Source organism: Ruegeria sp. BG10 (genome assembly GCF_056538575.1).
The window spans coordinates 1,714,962-1,734,586 of the sequence record NZ_JBQFTI010000001.1 but is presented as its reverse complement, the minus strand read 5'-3'; the positions used below and the strand labels follow the sequence as shown (position 1 = coordinate 1,734,586).

General features: G+C 60.7%; 18 protein-coding genes. 15 read left to right on the top strand and 3 right to left on the bottom strand.

The features are described 5' to 3' along the window. Positions 1–20 precede the first annotated feature (20 nt). Together ACR0D8_RS08630 and ACR0D8_RS08625 are read right to left on the bottom strand one after the other, a co-directional pair. Positions 21–3,815 (bottom strand): efflux RND transporter permease subunit, encoded by a 3,795-nt coding sequence (locus ACR0D8_RS08630; RefSeq protein WP_480645755.1) that lies wholly within the window; start codon positions 3,813–3,815, stop codon positions 21–23. Continuing rightward, the gene (locus tag ACR0D8_RS08625) at positions 3,812–5,044 is read right to left on the bottom strand and encodes an efflux RND transporter periplasmic adaptor subunit (RefSeq protein ID WP_480645754.1); all 1,233 of its coding nucleotides are present in this window, start codon (positions 5,042–5,044) and stop codon (positions 3,812–3,814) included. Before ACR0D8_RS08625 ends, ACR0D8_RS08630 begins: the two co-directional genes overlap by 4 nt. A gap of 224 nt (positions 5,045–5,268) precedes the next feature. On the opposite strand from ACR0D8_RS08625, the gene ACR0D8_RS08620 reads away from it, so the two are divergent. The 5 genes from ACR0D8_RS08620 to ACR0D8_RS08600 all read left to right on the top strand — a co-directional run bounded on the left by ACR0D8_RS08620 (position 5,269) and on the right by ACR0D8_RS08600 (position 10,613). After that, positions 5,269–5,940, top strand: a complete 672-nt coding sequence (locus ACR0D8_RS08620; protein ID WP_480645753.1) for a hypothetical protein — start codon at positions 5,269–5,271, stop codon at positions 5,938–5,940. Positions 5,941–5,979: 39 nt separating this feature from the next. Then, a complete protein-coding gene (locus ACR0D8_RS08615) occupies positions 5,980–7,302 on the top strand; it encodes a PQQ-like beta-propeller repeat protein (protein WP_480645752.1) in 1,323 nt (440 codons plus the stop codon). Between the two features lie 48 nt (positions 7,303–7,350). After that, positions 7,351–8,814 (top strand): ribosome biogenesis GTPase Der, encoded by a 1,464-nt coding sequence (gene der, locus ACR0D8_RS08610; protein WP_480645751.1) that lies wholly within the window; start codon positions 7,351–7,353, stop codon positions 8,812–8,814. Between the two features lie 164 nt (positions 8,815–8,978). Then, positions 8,979–9,965: a fatty acid desaturase gene (locus ACR0D8_RS08605; protein WP_480645750.1), complete on the top strand. Its 987-nt coding sequence runs from the start codon at positions 8,979–8,981 to the stop codon at positions 9,963–9,965. A gap of 84 nt (positions 9,966–10,049) precedes the next feature. Further along, positions 10,050–10,613 carry a helix-hairpin-helix domain-containing protein gene (locus ACR0D8_RS08600; RefSeq protein ID WP_480645749.1) on the top strand — a complete coding sequence of 188 codons (564 nt, stop codon included), beginning with the start codon at positions 10,050–10,052 and terminating at the stop codon, positions 10,611–10,613. A 60-nt stretch (positions 10,614–10,673) separates the two neighbouring features. On the opposite strand, the gene serS is transcribed toward ACR0D8_RS08600, so the two are convergent. Continuing rightward, positions 10,674–11,966 (bottom strand): serine--tRNA ligase, encoded by a 1,293-nt coding sequence (serS, locus tag ACR0D8_RS08595; RefSeq protein ID WP_480645748.1) that lies wholly within the window; start codon positions 11,964–11,966, stop codon positions 10,674–10,676. A gap of 644 nt (positions 11,967–12,610) precedes the next feature. Between serS and yajC the strand changes: the two genes are divergently transcribed. The 10 genes from yajC (at position 12,611) to ACR0D8_RS08545 (ending at position 19,601) form a co-directional block, all read left to right on the top strand. Beyond that, on the top strand, positions 12,611–12,898 hold the full coding sequence (gene yajC, locus ACR0D8_RS08590) for a preprotein translocase subunit YajC (protein ID WP_475161885.1): 288 nt from the start codon (positions 12,611–12,613) through the stop codon (positions 12,896–12,898). A 33-nt stretch (positions 12,899–12,931) separates the two neighbouring features. Then, positions 12,932–14,593, top strand: coding sequence for a protein translocase subunit SecD (gene secD, locus ACR0D8_RS08585; RefSeq protein WP_480645747.1), 1,662 nt, complete (start codon positions 12,932–12,934; stop codon positions 14,591–14,593). Between the two features lies 1 nt (position 14,594). Beyond that, a complete protein-coding gene (secF, locus tag ACR0D8_RS08580; RefSeq protein ID WP_480645746.1) occupies positions 14,595–15,563 on the top strand; it encodes a protein translocase subunit SecF in 969 nt (322 codons plus the stop codon). After that, the gene (locus ACR0D8_RS08575) at positions 15,556–16,302 is read left to right on the top strand and encodes a TSUP family transporter (RefSeq protein WP_480645745.1); all 747 of its coding nucleotides are present in this window, start codon (positions 15,556–15,558) and stop codon (positions 16,300–16,302) included. Before secF ends, ACR0D8_RS08575 begins: the two co-directional genes overlap by 8 nt. 9 nt (positions 16,303–16,311) lie before the next feature. Beyond that, positions 16,312–16,665 (top strand): Mth938-like domain-containing protein, encoded by a 354-nt coding sequence (locus tag ACR0D8_RS08570; RefSeq protein WP_480645744.1) that lies wholly within the window; start codon positions 16,312–16,314, stop codon positions 16,663–16,665. Positions 16,666–16,811: 146 nt separating this feature from the next. Beyond that, entirely contained in the window at positions 16,812–17,426 is a 615-nt protein-coding gene (ccmA, locus tag ACR0D8_RS08565) for a heme ABC exporter ATP-binding protein CcmA (protein WP_480645743.1), read from the top strand. After that, entirely contained in the window at positions 17,423–18,079 is a 657-nt protein-coding gene (gene ccmB / locus ACR0D8_RS08560; RefSeq protein WP_480645742.1) for a heme exporter protein CcmB, read from the top strand. Before ccmA ends, ccmB begins: the two co-directional genes overlap by 4 nt. A gap of 61 nt (positions 18,080–18,140) precedes the next feature. After that, entirely contained in the window at positions 18,141–18,914 is a 774-nt protein-coding gene (locus ACR0D8_RS08555; RefSeq protein WP_480645741.1) for a heme ABC transporter permease, read from the top strand. Further along, a complete protein-coding gene (gene ccmD / locus ACR0D8_RS08550; protein WP_480645740.1) occupies positions 18,911–19,069 on the top strand; it encodes a heme exporter protein CcmD in 159 nt (52 codons plus the stop codon). Before ACR0D8_RS08555 ends, ccmD begins: the two co-directional genes overlap by 4 nt. After that, positions 19,062–19,601: a DsbE family thiol:disulfide interchange protein gene (locus ACR0D8_RS08545; RefSeq protein ID WP_480645739.1), complete on the top strand. Its 540-nt coding sequence runs from the start codon at positions 19,062–19,064 to the stop codon at positions 19,599–19,601. Before ccmD ends, ACR0D8_RS08545 begins: the two co-directional genes overlap by 8 nt. Positions 19,602–19,625 lie beyond the last annotated feature (24 nt).

The window sequence follows — 19,625 nt, the reverse complement described above, 5'->3', positions numbered from 1 at the left end:
AATCCCGGCCCCTTTCTTTGCTATTCAGCAGCTTTCAGCGGCGGACCAGTCGGATGGTCCGTGTCCTCCGCCTCTTCCGAGGTTGGGGGTACCGGCTGACGTTCGTCGCCCCAGACAACCTCGGTTGCCTGCGCCTGCCGGACGGCCTTGCCAATGGCCATATCCTGCGCGACCTGGCTGGACCTGCCGGCCGTTGCGCGGGCCAGCAGCCTGCCCAGCCACACAGCATAGGTGGTGACCCACACCCGCAGCGCCAGGAACGAAGGCGTCACGATCAGGGTCAGAACCGTCGCGATGCCAAGCCCGAAGACAACGGCAGTGGCCAACTGTTTCCACCACAGGGCGGTCGGGCTGTTGATGGAATAGCCACCGTTGATGAAGTCCAGCGACAGCCCGAACATCATCGGGGTCAGGCCCGCCATGGTGGTCAGCGTGGTCAGCAGAACCGGCCGGATGCGGGCCTCGGCCGTGCGGATGATGGCTTCGATCCGCGGCATATAGCGGCTGTATTCCTGATAGGTGTCGATCAGAACAATGTTGTTGTTCACCACGATCCCCGCCAGCGCCACGATGCCGGTGCCGGTCATGATGATCGAAAACGGCTGCTGCATCACCAGCATCCCGATCAGAACACCGGTCGTCGACAACACGACCGCCAGCAGAACCAGAACCGAGTTGTAGAACGAGTTGAACTGCGCCAGCAGGATCACGAACATCAGCCCAAGAGCACCGGCAAAGGCGTTGACAAGGAACGCGCCCGATTCCTCCTGATCTTCCTGATCACCGGTCCATTCCCAGCTGATGGTATTGCCGAACGGGCCCGTTTCCAGCCACTCGGTCAGGACCACAATGCGTTCGTTCGGGTTGATCAGCGAAAAGCGCGCATCGCCGGCTTCGACCGCGGTGCGCAAATCCTCGACCGAGTCTGATCCGGTCAGAAGAACAAGCTCGAACTCGGAACCGCCCGGACCAGTGAACGCTGCGCCGGTCGGCTCAGCACCTTCGGCTACTTCGCGCACAACGGCCAGCCTCTGTTCGGTTCCGTCCGGTGCATCGGTGACAATCTTGCTCAGGCCCGGCTCTACGTCGGCCTTCACGTCGAAATACCGTTCCTGATCAACGCGGTTGATCTCGGCCAGTTTTGCCACGGGTTTGCGCGAAACGAAGTTGGACAGCGGCACCAGCCCGTCCGGAGTTCTGACCTTCAGCGTGTCGAGCGTGGACAGAACCCGATCTACGTCGGGCAGGCGAACGCGGATTTCGATCTCTTCGTCAACATTGTCCGGGCGCATTTCGCCCAGCAACAGGCCGCGCGTGACCAGTTGCACCATCGCGCCCACTGTCGCGACGTCTGCGCCAAAACGGCCCGCCTTGGCCACGTCGACATCAATCTGCCAGTCGATACCGGGCAGGGGCAGGGTGTCCTCGGTCTTGATCAGGCCCGGGGTGGCGTCGAACACCTCGCGGGCGGCGAGTGTTGCTGACGTCAACTCGTCCCAGCTGTCGCCCTTGATCCGCAGGTGAACGGGCTTGGCCGAGGCCGGACCCTGTTCCAGCGGCAGAATCTCGACAACAATTCCGGGGATCGTCGCCAATTCGGCATTCAACTGATCCAGTACAAAATCGCCGTCAAAATCCGGCGCAACGGTTTCACGGTCCAGCAATCCGCCCAGGATGGGTTCAGAAACGTTCGGGCGATCTTCCCATGGGATGATCTCGAACTGTACCCGGCCAACCGTATCAGCCGGTGCCTGCGCGCCGCCGTTGTTCTGGTTCAGACCACCTTCGCCCGCAAAGGCAAAGACATTGATCACGGCAGGGTGCGTGCTGATGATCTCTTCGGCGGCCAGAACCATTGCATCCTTTTCAGCCAGAGAGATGTTGCCGCGCGCGCGGACATAGGCGGTGGCCTGTTCCGGCTCGCTTTCGACGAAGAACTCGACACCCCGGTTGTTGGCTCCGTAGATCGCCATGACCTGAAAGACGGCAAAGCCAACGGCCAGGATCGAGACGATCGGCATGATCGGATTGCCAACCAGAAACTTGATGACATGACCGAAAAGCGTGTGTTCGCGTGCCGTATGCACGTGCTGGTCCGGCGCGCGCTCGATCCTGGCCGCGCTCAGCGTCACGGACCCGGCAAAGGCACCGAGCAGGAACAGGAACGCGCCAAAGAACACGCCGCCGGGCGCATCCGCAGGCATCAGATAGGTCGGGTTCAGCATCTGCATCGCGCCCAGAAAAATCATGTAGACCGAAGGCGGAACCATCACGGCCCGGACCCACCACGGCGTGCGGGCCCGCAACCAGTTGGATGTCCGGTCGAATACCCGGCTCAACCGTCCCGAAACACCGCCCATGACCGGCAGGTAGATCAGCGCAACGATCAGCGAGGCCGACAGAACAAATATCAGCGTGACGGGCAGCATGCCCATGAACTCACCCGGAACACCGGGCCAGAACAGCATCGGCAGGAAGGCGCATAGGGTCGTGGCCGTGGACGACACGATCGGCCAGAACATCCGCTGCGCGGCTTCTACATAGGCGTGCATCGGGCCCACGCCTTCCTTGATGCGCTTGTCGGCGTATTCGACGACAACGATGGCCCCGTCGACCAGCATCCCGACGGCCAGGATCAGCCCGAACATCACGATGTTCGAAATGCTGACACCCATGACGGCAAGGAACGCAAAACACAAAAGGAACGAGGTCGGGATGGCAAAACCCACAAGCAACGCGGCGCGCGTCCCCAGCGAGGCCAGCACCACGATCATCACCAGCGCAATGGCCGTCAGAACCGATCCTTCCAGCTGACTGACCATCGACCCCACAATACGGCTTTGATCATTCGAAGTTCCCAGTTCGATGGCAGCCTGCATCTCGGGCGGCCATTTTGTCCGCGCCTCAGCAATGGTCGTTTTCACATCCTCAACCGTGTCGATCAGGTTGAAGCCCTTGCGCTTGACCACTTGCAGGGCGACCGTCGGTTCCCCGTTAAAGCGGGCGGTGCCTTCGCGGTCCTCGAACGTATAGTTGATCTGGGCCAGCTCGCCGAGCGTGACCACGCGGTCGCCGTTGACCTTGACGGGCAGGTCATACACGTCCTGCGCGGTTTTGAACGATGATGGGATCTTGACCGAGAAGGTGCCCTGTTCGGTTTCGACCTCACCCGCCGCGATCAGTTGGTTGTTGTTCTGAACGACGTTGATCAGTTCCGCCGCGGTGACGTTATAAGCCTCAAGGCGCAGGGGATTGATGATCACCTCAAGCATTTCGTCGCGATTGCCCGCGATACCGGCTTCCAGAACGGAATCCATCGCTTCCAGATCGTCCTGCAAGTCCTTGGCCACGCGCGCCATCGTGCGTTCCGGCACGGCCCCCGTTAGGTTGACGATGACGATGGGGAACTCCGAAAAGTTGATTTCCGTCAGCGAATACTGTTCCGCCCCTTCCGGGAACTCGGCCTGCGCACTGTTCATGGCGTCGCGCACATCAGCCATGATCGCCGTCTTGTCCCAGCCGAAATCAAACTCCAGCGCGACACCGGCATACCCTTCGGCAGCGGTCGAGGTCATCTCTTTCAGACCATCCAGATCCGCCAGTTCGGTTTCCATCGGTTTGACCAGAAGGTTTTCCGAATCTTCCGCCGAGATGCCCGGAAACTGAACCGACACAAACAGCGCCGGAATTTCGATGTCCGGCTCACCTTCCTTGGGCAGGCCGACATAAGCAAACCCGCCGACGACCAGCGAGATCGCGATGAAGGCCAGAACCATTCGGGCCCGGCCGGCGGCCCAGCTTACGATACCGGTCATTGTTCAGCTTCCAGATAGGTGGGCTTGACCATGACGCCCTGCGTCACGAATTCTTGCCCGACAACGATGATGTTTACCGTTTCCGGCAACCCGTCGACCCAGACGCCCTGTGCCGTATCCCGCAACAGGCGGATTGGCCTGAAGTCGACGACATTGCCTTCGCCAACGGTGCGTACGCCAACTTGCCCTTCATTGTTCAGGGTCATGGCGGATTGCGGCAGCAGATGCGCCTTTGTGCCTTCGGCAGCGATGCGGATATCGGCGGTCTGACCGTCACGAATGGCCAGTTCGGGGTTTGGAACGGTGATCTCGACCTCGAAAGTACGCGTGGTTTCATCGGCCGAACGGCTCAGAAACGTGACACGGCCTGCGACCTGCAGACCTGTGACCAACTGCGCCGACGCCTCTGAGCCGACGATGACGCGGTTGACCTCGGCCTCGGGCACAAAACCGACCAGCTTGATCGGATTAAGCTGAATTACCGTCGCGCAGAGCGACCCGGGCTGCATCAGGCTGCCCAATTCGGCGGTATCGCTTTCAAGCAATCCCTTGAACGGGGCTTCGATGGTCTGGCGGTCGATCTCGCGCTGCGCGGCCTCGACCTCGGCCGTGGCGGCCTCGATACCGGCGCGCGTGGCCTCCAGCCCGGCTTCGGCGGTCTTTACGCCGGCTTCGGCCGCTTTCATTGCGGCCTCGCTGGAAATTCTGCGGGTTTCCGACCCAAATCCGGTTTCCGACAATTTGCTTGCCGCCGTCAGGTTGATTTCCGCCTCGGCCACAAGGGCGTGGGCTTCTTCCAGACGGGCTTCGGCCTCAGGCACGCGGCTTTCGGCCTCAAGCTTGCCGGCCAATGCTTCGGCCAGGCTGGCCGGACGCGTGCCGGGGTCAAGTTCGCACAGCAGATCGCCGGCCTCGACAAACGCGCCCTTGCGCTTGGGTTCCGAGATGACGGTCGAGGTCGTCTCGGCCAGAACTTCGACCTGACGATTGGCCTTTGTCTGACCGCGCAACAGCACCGCGCTGTCGATTTCGCGCGCCACGGATCTCACTGCAACGACGCCCATAACCGACTGATCCGAGGGCGATTCACCGGCTGATTCCGCGCTTGCGGCTGCGTCGGCGTCGCCATCACCCCGGCCAGCGAAGGCAAACAGCGCGTCCCGCTCGAAAACAAGATAGAACAGCGCAACAACAACCAGAAACGCATTCACGAATGAAATCAAGCGCATACAAAACTTCTCCCAGAATTCTCAGCCGATTATCCGTCGGCGTGCATGCCTGAAAATGGGGTCGGTCACGCACTATTTCTACGCTAAACTGAATAGTTCGGTTCATTTTTTTGCGCAAGGGTTGTGTGCCGCTGCGGAAATGAGCGAATTCCGACCCTTGGCTTGGCAAAGGCACCGGGGTATGACATGGCGCTATACAGTGGGACACAGCCCGGGGAGCAGGGATGAGCGACGTCGACAGTTTTATTGATGAGGTGACCGAAGAGGTCCGCCGCGACCGTCTTTTCCTGCTGTTGCGCCGTTGGGGTTGGGTTGGCGTCCTGACGGTTATTCTGATCGTTGGCGGCGCGGCGTTCAATGAAATTCGCAAGGCGCGCGCCACCAGCCAGGCCGAGAATCTGGGCGATGCGATTCTGACAGCCCTGGCACAGAACGACTCGGCCGAGCGTGCGACCAGCCTTGCCGAAATTCAGGCGGCAACGCCCGGCGGCGATGCGGTTCTGAACATGCTCCTGTCTTCTTCGCAGGTCGAGGCCGAGTCGCGGCAGCAGGCGGTGGACAGCCTGAACGCGATTTCAGTTCAGGGCGATCTGCCGGAAATCTATCGCGCGATTGCCACGTTCAAGGCGCTGCTTCTGCAGACGGAGACTTTGCCGGTCGCTGATCGTCGTCAGCAGTTTGAGGCTCTGGCCGCGCCCGGTGCGCCACTGCGATTGCTGGCCGAGGAGCAATTGGCATTGATCGATGTGTCGGAAGGAAACGTGGATGCCGCGATCGAACGTTTGCAGGCGTTGCGTCAGGACGCAGAGATTGGCGTGGACCTTCAGCAGCGCGCGGCGCAACTGATTGTTGCGCTTGGCGGCGAACCGGAACCGCTGGTGGCCCGGCAGGGCTGACACGGCGGCCGAAACAATAACAGGCGAGTTCGGAGTAACATGGTGACAAGTCTTTTCCCCCGCACAGGATTGTCGATTGCGGCTGTTTCATTGGTTGCGCTGGCCGCCTGCCAGGAACCCGAAGTCATCCTGCCCGGTGCACGCGAAGACATCCGGCCTGCATCTGACACGGAAACCGTGGAAACCCGTGGCGCCAAGCCCATCCGCCTTCCGTCGCAAAAGGCAAATGCCAACTGGCCGCAAAGCGCAGGAACTGCCGCGTACCGGACAACCAACGCGGCATTGCGCGCAACACCGCAACGCGTCTGGTCCACATCGATCGGCAATGGCGATTCCCGCAAACAGCGGATTACGGCGGAACCCGTTGTGGCCGGTGGCCTGATCTACACACTGGATTCCGGGGCAACCGTCTCAGCCGTTTCACCGCAGGGGCAGGTCGCGTGGAGCCAAAACCTCATTCCCCCGAATGACGGAGATTCAGACGCCACAGGCGGCGGCATGGCCTATTCCAACGGGGTTCTTTACGTCTCGTCCGGGTTTGGCCGGCTGACGGCGCTGGACGCGAAAACCGGCGCGATCAAATGGCAAAAGCGCCTGAATGCCACCGGCAGCGGCGCACCACTGGTCAATGACGGCCTGTTGTATCTGGTGGCCGGTGATGAAACCGGCTGGGCCATTGACACCAAGGATGGCCGCATCGCCTGGCAAATTCAGGGAACCCCAAGCGTCGGGAACGTGCTGGGTGCACCGGCACCTGTCATCGCGTCAGATCTGGCCGTCTTTGCCTTCGGCTCGGGCGATATCGCCGCAACCTTCCGTCGGGGCGGAATTCGCCGCTGGAACGCTTCGGTCGCGGGCGGGCGTCGCGGGCGCGCTGCCGCTCAGATCGTGGACGTGACCGGTGGGCCGATGGTCGTCGGTGACACCATCTATATCGGCAACCATTCTGGCCGCACCGTTGCGTTCGACTCGGGCTCGGGCGAGCGGAAATGGACCGCCGATGAAGGGGCGGTTGATACGGTCTGGCCTGCGGGCAATGGCATCTTCCTGATCAGTGACCGCAGTCAACTGGTGCGGCTGGACAGCGCGGACGGGTCGGTTGTCTGGGCGCAGGATCTACCGGGTTTTGTCAAGGACAAGCCCGGACGTCGCGGACCGATCTATGCCCATTACGGCCCGGTTTTGGCGGGCGGGCGCATCGTCATCGCCTCGAATGACGGGTTTCTGCGGTTCTTCAACCCGGTTGATGGAACGCTGCTCCACACGGTCGAAGTGCCGGGCGGCGCGACCACGGCACCCATTGTGGCGGGGCAAACGCTGTACGTTGTGTCGACCAAGGGCGAACTGCACGCTTTCCGTTGACGACAAGATGCGCTAAAGGGCGCGTCTGAGTCTTGAAAGTTGAGTATCATGTCGCTGACCCTCGCCATCGTGGGGCGCCCGAATGTGGGCAAATCCACCCTGTTCAACCGCCTTGTGGGCAAACGTCTGGCTCTGGTCGACGACCAGCCCGGCGTGACGCGCGACCTGCGTGAAGGCGAAGGGCGTTTGGGCGATCTGCGCTTTACGGTGATCGACACGGCGGGGCTGGAAGATGCGACCGACGATAGCCTGCAGGGCCGGATGCGTCGTCTGACCGAGCGTGCGGTGGACATGGCCGATGTCTGCCTGTTCATGATCGATGCGCGCGTGGGGCTGACGCCGACCGATGAGATGTTTGCCGAGATTCTGCGCAAACGCTCCAAGCATGTGATCCTGGCAGCCAATAAGGCCGAGGGCAGCGCTGCAGATGCCGGTGTGCTTGAGGCCTATAACCTGGGTCTGGGCGAACCGGTCCGCCTGTCCGGCGAGCACGGCGAAGGGATGACCGACCTTTATGCGCAACTGATGCCGCTGGCTGATGCCGCCGAGGAAAAGGCCGAGGACGACGCGCCGGAAACCGACATCGAACTGGATGAGGATGGTGAGGGGGAAACTCCGCTGATCACTTCGGCCAAGCCGTTGCAGGTGGCTGTTGTGGGGCGTCCGAATGCCGGTAAATCCACCCTGATCAATAAGATCATGGGCGAAGATCGCCTGCTGACGGGGCCCGAGGCCGGGATCACCCGCGATGCTATCAGTTTGCGGGTCGACTGGGCCGATCCGGACGGTGGCAGCACGCCTATGCGCATTTTCGATACCGCAGGGATGCGCAAAAAGGCCAAGGTGCAGGAGAAGCTTGAAAAGCTCTCGGTCTCGGACGGTTTGCGCGCGGTCAAATTTGCCGAGGTCGTGGTGGTCCTGCTGGATGCCGCCATCCCGTTTGAACAACAGGATCTGCGCATCGCCGATCTGGCCGAGCGCGAAGGCCGCGCCGTCGTCGTTGCCGTCAACAAGTGGGACGTGGAAGAGAACAAACAGGAAAAGCTGCGCGATCTGAAAGAGTCGTTTGACCGCCTGCTGCCGCAACTGCGCGGCGCGCCTCTGGTCACCGTTTCGGCCAAGACGGGTCGGGGGCTGGAGCGTTTGCGGGCCGCGATCCTGCGCGCCCATGACGTGTGGAACCGCCGTGTGCCCACCGCAGCGCTGAACCGCTGGCTTACAGCCATGCTGGAGCAGCACCCGCCGCCAGCCCCGCAGGGTCGCCGGATCAAGCTGCGCTATATGACCCAGGCCAAGACCCGCCCGCCGGGGTTTGTCGTCATGTGTTCGCACCCGGACAAGATGCCGGACAGCTATACGCGCTATCTGGTCAACGGTCTGCGCGAGGATTTCGACATGCCAGGAACGCCCATCCGTCTGACCTTGCGCGGGCAGGGTGACAAGAACCCCTATAAGGGGCGGCGTAAGAAAAACGCGGGCGCGTTGGCCAAACATCTCAAGGGTCGCGCGTAACTGCGCCAATTTTCAGCATTTTCAGCCGGGGGGCGTGACAGGCCCCTGACTGCGCGCTAGCATTCTATGGCGCGCATCTGTTCTCGCGTGCAGCCTTGTGCGCGGACCGTCCGCGCCTATTTTTGAAACGACATTGAACCGGGCCATCGTAGGGAGCGGACTTGATGGATCTGAGGGAATACACTCGACACTACGCGGTACAGGACAACAGGTTGGCCGCGCTCAGCTATTTCGGAACCTTTGCGGTGTATTTCGCATCGCTGGCCTTGGCGATCATTTATGTCGATCGCTGGTACATCATGGTCCCCGCCGGAATCGTGTTCGCGTTTTCCGCCGTGCGCCTTTATGTGCTGCAACATGATTGCGGACATCATTCTCTGTTCGAGACACGCGCCCAGAACGAATGGGCGGGTCACGGGCTGTCGCCCTTCACCTTCGCGCCATTCGAGGTGATGAAGCAGAACCACAACCTGCATCACGCGGGTATCGGCAATCTGGAACACCGTGAAACCGGTGAAATCCATACGATGACCCTGCGTGAATGGAATAAAGCCGACTGGAAAACCCGTCTGTTTTATCGCCTGTACCGCAATCCGTTCATTCTGGTGCCGGTCGGCGCGCTGTTCACCTATTTCATCCGATACCGCTGGCCCAAGAACACGGTTCGTTTTGGTGTGACGGGCGTTCTTCTGCACAACCTGTCCATCGTGGTCTTTCTGGGGCTGCTGTATCTGATTGCCGGAGCCACGGGCATTCTCGTCTGGCTGGTCTTCTCGCTGCTTGGCGGCATGCTTGGCGTCTTCCTTGTCTACCTTCAGCACAATTTTGAAGACACGTATTGGGACCGCCGCCCCGATCTGGATCCGAAACTGGCGGCGCTGCAGGGCTCGTCCGCTCTGGACTTCGGGTGGTGGTTCGACAATGCGGTGGCTTGCATCACCCTGCACGACATCCACCATTTCAATGCGCGCATACCGTCTTACCGGCTGCGGACCTGCCACTATAACCTGCCGCCCGAATACACGCCGCGCCGGATCAAATTCCCCGAAGCGGTTGCGGCGCTGAACCTCAAACTCTGGGACGAGGACGCAAAGCGCCTCGTACCTTTCCCCAAGAAAGATCAAACCGGTAACCTGGCCCACAGCAACTGACGCAATAAGTCTGCGCGCTTCGGGTTGCAGTCATGTATATCTTTTGTATATACGTAAGCCGGGGAGACACAGAAAGGACGAGTAATGACCGAAGTGACCGACGTTAAGGGTGTGGGAGAAGCGCTGGGACAGGCGCTGATCGCGAATGGTTTCAAGACCGCGGAAGCCATCGCCAAGGCAACCCCCGCAGACCTGGTCAAAGTCCCCCGGATTGGAACGGCGCGCGCGCATGTATTGATTGCCGCCGCTAACGAAGCCATCGCGGCCAAGCCAGCGACGGCAAAACCCGCAATTCGTCGCACAACTGCCCGCAAGCCAGCGCGCCGACCGGCCACGCGCAAAACCGTTGCTGCTGCCGCGGCCGAAAAGCGGGCAGAAGAGGCAGCCCGCAAAGCCGCCGAAGAAAAAGCAGCCGCCGAGGCGGCCGAAGCCAAGGCCCGCAAGAAAGCGAAAGCCAAGGCAAAAGCTGAAAAAGCCGCCAAAAAGCTGCAAGAGATGGAAGCCGCGTTTTCCAAGGCCAAGGACAAGGTGAAAGCCAAGGCCAAGAAAGACAAAAAGTCCAAGAAGGACGACAAGAAAAAAGACCAAAAGAAGAAAGACGGCAAAAAGAAAGACAAGAAGAAGGACAAGAAAAAGACGAAGAAGTAATACCTCTTCGCCTTTGGGTCTTGTAGAATCGGCGCTTCGCCTGGCGTGCGCCGGTTTTTCTTAGGCCAGTGTCCCGTCCAGTTGCAGGGTCAGTTTGCCGCCCAGATACGGGGCCAGAACTTCGGGCAATGTGACGGTGCCGTCTGCGTTCTGACCATTCTCCAGCACCGCGATCAGGCAACGCCCCACAGCCAGCCCGGACCCGTTCAGGGTATGAACGTATTCCGGTTTGCCACCTCCTTCGGGGCGGAACCGGGCGTTCATGCGGCGGGCCTGGAAGTCGCCGCAGGTCGAGACAGAGCTGATTTCGCGATAAGTGTCCTGACCCGGCAACCAGGCCTCGATGTCATAGGTGCGGCGCGCGCCAAAGCCCATGTCGCCGGTGCACAGTATCACGGTGCGATAGGGGATGCCCAACTGTTCCAGAATGCCCTCGGCACAGCGCAGCATACGCTTTTGTTCCTCATCCGATTTTTCCGGGTGGGTGACCGAGACCATCTCGACCTTTTCGAACTGGTGCTGGCGCAACATCCCGCGGGTGTCCTTACCGGCGCTACCGGCCTCGGATCGGAAACACAGGGAATGCGCGGTGTAACGGCGGGGTAGGTAACTTTCCTCGATCATCGTGTCGTTCACGATATTGGTCAGCGACACCTCGGACGTCGGGATCAGCCACCATCCCTCGCGGGTCTGATAGCTGTCTTCGCCGAATTTCGGCAGTTGGCCGGTGCCTTGCATCATTTCGGACAAGACCAGAACCGGGGCGTTCACTTCGGTCAGGCCGTTTTCATTGATATGCGTGTCCAGCATGAACTGTGCCAGCGCCCGATGAATGCGGGCGACCCCGCCGGACAGCAGTACAAAGCGCGAGCCGGACAGTTTGGCCGCCGTTTCGAAATCCATCCCGTTCTGAACGGCTTCGATCTCGAAATGCTCCTTGGGCGCGAAATCCAGTGCGCGCGGAGTTCCCCAGCGATTGACCTCGACATTGTCGTCTTCGTCGGTCCCATCGGGCACGTCCTCGGCCGGCAGGTTGGCGATGCGGATCAGTTGATCAGTCAGCAACGCGTCCAGATCCTTGGCCTCGGTCTGCATTTGGGCGATTTCGGCCTTTTTCTCGGCCACCAACGCGCGCAGGCGTTCGAACTCGGCTTCGTCGCCGCGCCCTTTGGCGGCACCGACCTCTTTGGATGCCTTGTTCTGTTCGGCCTGCGCCGTTTCCGCGGCCAGAATCTTGGCCCGGCGACTTTCGTCCAGTCTCAGCAAATCTGACGACACCGGCGCGTCCCCACGGCGCGCGATGGCGGCGTCGAAGGCGGCTGGGTTTTCGCGAATGGCGCGGATGTCGTGCATGGTTCAGATCCTTGAATGTGTGAATCACTGCGGTCGCTTATGCACCATCTGACAGGCGGGGTGTAGCGCCGCATTGGATTTTGCGGCGTGTTTTCCGTCAGATCCCCGGATTCATGCGCCAGATGGCCAGCCTAGTGTTCGGCGGGAGTCTCTAGCTCGGGCGGATCCGCCATGTACGAGGGTGTCGTGATCCGGACGTTGTTTTCGTTGAACACGGTCGGGAAATAGCGATGCAAGTCTGAACGGATTTCAGAAATGATGCTGCCGCATGTCGCATTCCAGTTGACCTGATAGGTGATCGCGTAATCTGCCAGAGCGGTCCACAGAGCGAAGGCCCGGGCGTGGTATTGACCCCCCGGCTGCGCCAGGCCGCTTCGATCATCATCGCCTTGACCTTACGTCTGGATTAATTGCGTCATTGCTCCTCATCTCGGTCAACAAAACCCAGGCAATCTTATCTTCCCGGTGAGTAACTTTACGCGCCTGCCAAGTCCCGGAAAAAGCAAACCTGATGCTTTAGGTGGCCGCGTGTTTCAAAGATTGACATCTTGTGCCACCTGTCCTTGCAAACAGGCATTCCAAAGAATAGGTTCTCGCCAAATTTGTGGAGCCTATTCGCAATACCAAAACAAAAGGAATATCCCATGGAAGGTGGCGCAATCGCCCAGTTTCTCCCGCTGATCCTGATCTTCGCGATCATGTATTTTCTGCTGATCCGTCCGCAGCAGAAGAAGATGAAAGAGCATCAGGCCATGGTCGAGGCCGTGCGCCGGGGCGATCAGATTGTCACCCAGGGCGGATTGATCGGCAAGGTGTCGAAGGTCAAGGATGGCGAAAACGAGATCGAGGTTGAACTCGCCGAGAACGTCAAGGTCCGTGTGGTAAAATCGACTATTGCGCAGGTTCTGAACAAAACCGAACCGGCGAAGTAACTTCGCGCGACAATTCCTTGAAAAGGCAGGGTAATGCTGCAAATTGATACCTGGAAGCGGGTTCTGATCTGGTCGGTCTGCGTGATCGGCCTGCTGATGGCCCTGCCGAATGCGTTCTACACGCGCGTCGAGCAATCCAACGATGCCAAGGCTGCGATCGAGCTTGGCATCGACACCCCCGAAATGCAGGCCGTGGCGGCGCAGTGGCCGAATTGGCTGCCGTCCTCGCTGGTCAATCTGGGTCTGGATCTGCGCGGCGGCGCGCATCTTCTGGCCGAGGTCAAAGTAGAAGATGTCTATGAAGCCCGGATGGAGGCGATGTGGCCGGAAATCCGCGACGCGCTGCGTGATGAACGCGCAACCGTCGGCACGATCCGCAAACAGGACTCGGCCCCGGATGAGATTCGCGTACGCATCAGCCAGCCCGAAGGGATGTCCCGCGCGCTGGAGGTCGTGCGCGGTCTGGCCCGTCAGGTGCAGACCCTGACCGGAGTGGGGGCCACCGATATTGAGGCCCGCGCCGAAGGCGATACCATCGTCGTGCAACTGTCAGAGGCTGAGAAACTCGCCTCGGACGACCGTACCGTGCGTCAGGCGCTTGAGATTATCCGCCGCCGGATCGACGAAGTGGGCACCCGTGAACCCACCATTCAGCGTCAGGGCGCGGACCGCATTCTGATCCAGGTGCCCGGCATCGGCAGCGCCGGAGAGTTGAAGGGGATCATCGGCACCACGGCGCAGCTGACCTTCAATCCTGTCGTGAGCCGCGGAACAGACCCGGATGCCATTCCGGGTGTCGGGGAAAAGGTCGTTCCCTCGATTGATGAAGACGGCGTGTATTACATCATCGAATCCGTCCCGGTCGTGACCGGCGAGGAACTGGTGGATGCGCAACCCTCGTTCGACCAGAACGGCCGCCCTGCGGTCAGCTTCCGGTTCAACACCTCTGGCGCACGCAAATTCGGCGATTATACGCTTGAAAACATTGGCGCGCCTTTCGCCATCGTTCTGGATGACGAAGTGATCTCGGCCCCTGTGATCCAAAGCCACATACCCGGCGGCTCCGGCATCATCACCGGCAACTTCACTGTAGAAGAGAGCACAAATCTGGCCGTTCTGCTGCGTGCCGGTGCGCTGCCTGCGGGGCTGGAGTTCCTGGAAGAACGTACCATTGGCCCGGAACTGGGGCAGGACAGCATCGACGCCGGCAAGGTGGCAACTATGGTGGCCTTTGTCGCCGTGCTGGTTTTCATGGCGCTCAGCTATGGCCTGTTCGGGGTTTTTGCCAACATTGCGCTGATCATTAACGTGGGGCTGTTGTTCGGCATTCTCTCGCTGATCGGCGCCACGCTGACCCTGCCGGGGATTGCGGGTATCGTTCTGACGGTAGGTATGGCGGTGGACGCGAACGTTCTGATCTTTGAACGTATCCGCGAGGAACTGAAATCCGCTAAGGGCCCGGCCCGCGCCATCGAACTGGGCTATGAAAAGGCGCTGTCAGCCATTCTGGACGCGAACGTGACCACCTTCATCACGGCGACGATCCTGTTTGCCATGGGCAGCGGACCGGTGCGCGGGTTCGCCATCACTCTGGGTCTGGGTATCCTCACGTCGGTCTTCACTGCGATCTTCGTGACGCGCCTGATGATCGTGATGTGGTTCGAGCGCCGCCGTCCGAAAATGATCGAGGTTTGACATGAGACTGAAACTCGTACCGCAGAATACCTCGTTCGATTTCTTCAGCCGCTGGAAAATCTGGCTGGGCATTTCGGGCTTGATGATGGTGATCGCCTTCACATCCTTCATGCTGCAGGGCCTGAACTTTGGCATCGACTTCCGCGGCGGAACCACGATCCGCACGCAAAGCGCGCAGGAGATCGACGTGGGCGCCTATCGCGACGCGATCACACCGCTGGATCTGGGCGACGTTTCGATCACCGAGGTGTTCGATCCGACCTTCGGGCCGGACGAAAACGTCGCCATGATCCGCATTCAGGCGCAGGCCGATGCCGAAGCTGTCTCGGCGGCAACGGTTACCGCAGTTGAGGAAGCCTTGAAGGTCGCCGCGCCGGATATCCAGTTCGTGTCCGTCGAATCCGTTGGCCCCAAAGTCTCGGGCGAATTGATCCAGACAGCGGTCATCGCAGTAGTCCTCGCCATCGGTGCAGTCCTTGTCTACATCTGGCTGCGCTTCGAATGGCAATTTGCGCTGGGGGCAGTGGCCGCACTGGTGCATGACGTGATCCTGACCATCGGGATCTTCTCGGAGCTGCAAATCCGCTTCGACCTGGCAATTATCGCGGCGCTGCTGACCATCGTGGGCTATTCGCTGAACGATACCGTGGTGGTTTTCGACCGGGTCCGCGAGAACCTGCGAAAGTACAAGAAGAAAGACCTCAAAGAGGTCCTGAACATCTCGATCAACGAGACGCTCAGCCGGACGGTGATGACCTCGGTCACCACGCTGCTGGCACTGATCTCGCTCTATGTGTTGGGCGGGGATGTGATCCGCGGCTTCGTGTTCGCGATGATCTGGGGCGTGATCGTCGGAACCTATTCTTCGGTCTTCGTGGCGTCGACCATCCTGCTGTGGCTGGGGGTCAAGCGCGACTGGTCCAAGCCGTCGAACACGGCGGGCAACCAGTTTGCCAATATTGATGCCTGATTATTTTGGCCAGTCCCCCACGGGGCTGGCCATCATCCTGTTTGCCGCTTTCCTCGGTGGCGTGGTGCGCGGGTTTTCCGGTTTTGGAACCGCGTTGATTTTCCTGCCCATCGCTACGCCCTATCTTGGCCCGTTCGGGGCGCTGATCGGGCTGACCATCATGGATATCTTCGGCCCGCTTCCGAATCTGCGGCGCGCCTGGCGCGACGTGGATCGCGGCGATCTGGTGCGATTGGGCGTGGGATGCGCCCTGATGCTGCCGGTGGGGCTGTGGGTGCTGACACAAGTCGCGCCAGAGGTCTTTCGCTATGCGGTCAGCACGCTGGCGATTTTCATGCTCGTCATATTGATCCTCGGTTTGCGGTATCACGGGCATGTTGGTCGAAGCATGGTCACCGGCATCGGCGCAGCCGCTGGTTTTCTGGGCGGCGTTGCCGGCCTGCCGGGGCCCGCGGTGATCCTGTTCTATATGTCGCGCCCTCTGCCGGTCGAAGTGATCCGCGCCACGATCCTGTTGTTCTTGTTCGTGTTTGATTTTCTCATTTTGGGATACCTGACCGGCATGGGGCAGGTGTCCGGGACCGCCGCGGCGTTGGGTCTGGTTCTGGCTGTTCCCAATTTGCTGGGCAACTGGCTTGGCGGCCGGCTGTTCCGGCCCGAACGCGAACAGCTTTATCGCGCCGCCGCCTATCTGGTGATTGCGGCTGCGGCCTTGTCGGGCCTGCCGCTTTGGGGCTAGAACACCTTCATGCGCCTGAACGAGATTACCTATAACAATGCAGTACCCGTAGATGGCTACGGTCCGGGTTTTTTTCGGATCGGAGGGCACGTCTACGAAGGTTCTGTTCTGACTGGCCCTACCGGCACATCAAACTGGGGCGGGTTCGCGGACGACGCACCGCTTTTGGCGCTGTCCGAGATGGTGGATGTACTGCTGATCGGTACCGGTGCCGCAATGTCCCATATCCCGCCCGAACTGCGCGCGACTTTGGAAAGCGCCGGAATAGGGGTCGAAATCATGAACTCCCCTGCCGCCTGCCGCACATATAACGTGCTGCTGTCGGAAGGCCGCCGGATCGCGCTGGCCCTGATCGCCGTGTAAAGGGATCACGCTTCATCTGGCTAAAAATACCTCGGGGAGCGCGAGCGGCTGGCCCCTCGCAGCCGCGACACCCACAGGCGCACCGACCGGCGGGCTGCGGCAAATCTCACCTTTTGCCTCTGACGGCAATGAGATAAGCGGAACGCATGACTCTGACTGTGACCGACCTGACCATCACCCGTGGCGGCGTTCCCGTGCTGGAAGGGCTGAGCTTTGCGCTGCAACCGGGCAAGGCGCTGATTCTGCGCGGCCCGAACGGGATCGGAAAAACGACCCTGCTGCGAACGCTGGCCGGGTTGCAGCCCCCGCTGGCGGGGCGGATCGACGGGGCCGAGGATCAGATTGCCTATGCCTCGCATTCCGACGGGCTGAAACCGACCCTGACGGTGGTTGAAAACCTGAGTTTCTGGGCGTCCGTATTCGGAACCCATGCTATCCAGGCCGCGCTGGACGCATTTGCGCTGAACGAACTGTCGGATCGTCACGCGGGCAATCTGTCAGCGGGCCAGAAGCGGCGGCTGGGCCTGGCGCGAATGCTGGTGACCGGCCGACCGATCTGGATGCTGGATGAGCCCACCGTGTCGCTGGACCGCAGCGCGGTGCAGATGTTCGCTGACGCTGTGCGCGCGCATCTGGGGCAGGGCGGATCGGCCCTGATCGCCACCCATATCGACCTCGGCCTGGATGGCGAGGTTCTGGATGTTGGCCCCAACAAGGCCAAACCGAAACCGATCGACGATTTCGACGGAGGGTTCCTGTGATCGCCCTGTTGCTGCGCGACCTGAAACTGGCCTTCCGCGCGGGTGGCGGCTTTGGTCTTGGGCTGGCGTTTTTCCTGATCGTAACGGTTCTGGTTCCGTTTTCGGTGGGGCCGCAATCCTCATTGCTGTCCACCATAGCGCCCGGGGTTCTCTGGCTGGGCGCGCTGCTGGCCTGCCTGCTGTCGCTTGACCGTCTGTTGGCGCTGGATTGGGAAGACGGCTCGCTGGACCTTTTGGCCACAGCACCCTTGCCACTGGAATCCGTGGTGACGATCAAGGCACTTGCCCATTGGTTGACCACCGGTCTGCCGCTGGTTCTGGCCGCCCCGTTTCTGGGCGTGCTGCTGAACCTGCCGGTGCCGGGGTTCTTCTGGCTGGTCATCTCGCTGCTGATCGGCACCCCGGCCATGAGCGTCATCGGCACCTTTGGCGCGGCTCTGACCGTGGGACTCAAGCGCGGCGGGTTGCTGCTGTCGCTGCTGGTTCTGCCGCTCTATGTTCCGACGCTGATCTTCGGGGCCGAAGTTGCACGGCGTGGTGCCACAGGGATGGAAACACAGACGCCGCTGCTAATGCTGGCGGGGATCACCGCCGCGACAATTGCCCTGCTGCCCTTTGCCAGCGCTGCCGTGCTGCGCATCAACCTAAGGTGACCGGGTTAAACTTTGACCAATGTCAATTGAGAACGAACCCGACTCGGACTAGATAAGGCCCATGTCTATCGCAGCCAAAGCCAACGCCCTTTGGGAATACGCCAACCCGCGCAAATTCCTTGCCATCAGCGAACGGGTGATGCCGTTTTTCTGGATCACTTCGGCTGTCTGCATTGTTGTGGGGCTGGTGTGGGGGTTCTTCTTCACACCTGATGACTACAAACAGGGCTCGACCGTCAAGATCATCTATCTGCACGTGCCCGCTGCGCTGATGGCCATCAATTGCTGGCTGATGATGCTGGCAACCTCGCTGGTCTGGCTGGTGCGTCGTCACCATGTCAGCGCGCTGGCTGCCCGTGCCGCAGCGCCGGTTGGCATCGTGATGACGCTGATCGCGCTGGCCACCGGCGCGATCTGGGGGCAGCCGATGTGGGGAACCTGGTGGGCCTGGGACCCGCGCCTGACCTCGTTCCTGATCCTGTTCCTGTTCTATCTGGGCTATGTCGCCTTGTGGGAAGCCATCGAAGACCCGGACACGGCGGCGGATCTGACCGCGGTCCTGTGTCTGGTGGGATCGGTCTTTGCGATCCTCAGCCGCTATGCGGTGAATTTCTGGAACCAGGGCTTGCATCAGGGCGCGTCGGTAATGCGCGCGGCCGCGGTGACCGGGACGGATACCGAAGAGAAGGTCAGCAATATCTATTTTTACCCGCTGTTGCTGTGCATCATCGGTTTCGTGCTTCTGTTCATCGCACTGGTTCTGTATCGCACCGGGACAGAAATCCGGGCACGGCGGATCAAGGCGCTGCTGGCGCGGGAAAGGGTAAACGGATGATGCCGGATCTTGGAAAATATGCCGATACGGTCCTGTGGTCCTATGCGGCGTCGATCGTGCTGCTGGCACTGTTGATTGTGTTCAGCGTCCTGCGCGGACGCAAGGTCCGGGCCGAGATGGAAAAGGTCGAACAAAGGATGATGCGCAATGGCTAAAATCTCGCCCCTGATGATTGCGCCGCCACTGATCTTTGGCGCGTTTGCGGTGCTGGCCGGGATCGGAATGTTCCGCGACGATCCGAATGCGCTGCCATCTGCCCGCGAAGGCCAGCCCGCGCCGCCGGTCGTACTGACAGATTTTGCCGGAAAGCCTGGGTTCGACGACGCCACCCTGCGCGATGGGCAGGTTAAGCTGGTGAACTACTGGGCCAGCTGGTGCGCGCCATGCCGGGTTGAACATCCCAACCTTCAGGCCCTGTCGGACGAAGGCATCCCCGTCTATGGCATCAACTACAAAGACCAGCTGTCCAATGCCGAGGCTTTTCTGGCCGAGCTGGGCGATCCCTACAGCGGTATCGGGCGCGACGAACAGGGGCGCATGGGGCTGGATTGGGGCGTTTACGGCGTGCCGGAAACCTATGTGATTGATGGCGAAGGCACGATTATCCTGCGTTTTGCGGGGCCCGTCACCCAACGCGTGATCGAAAAGACGATCCGCCCGGCACTGGAAAAGGCGCAAGCCAATTAGGCCCGCTGGGCAACTGGGAGAGTG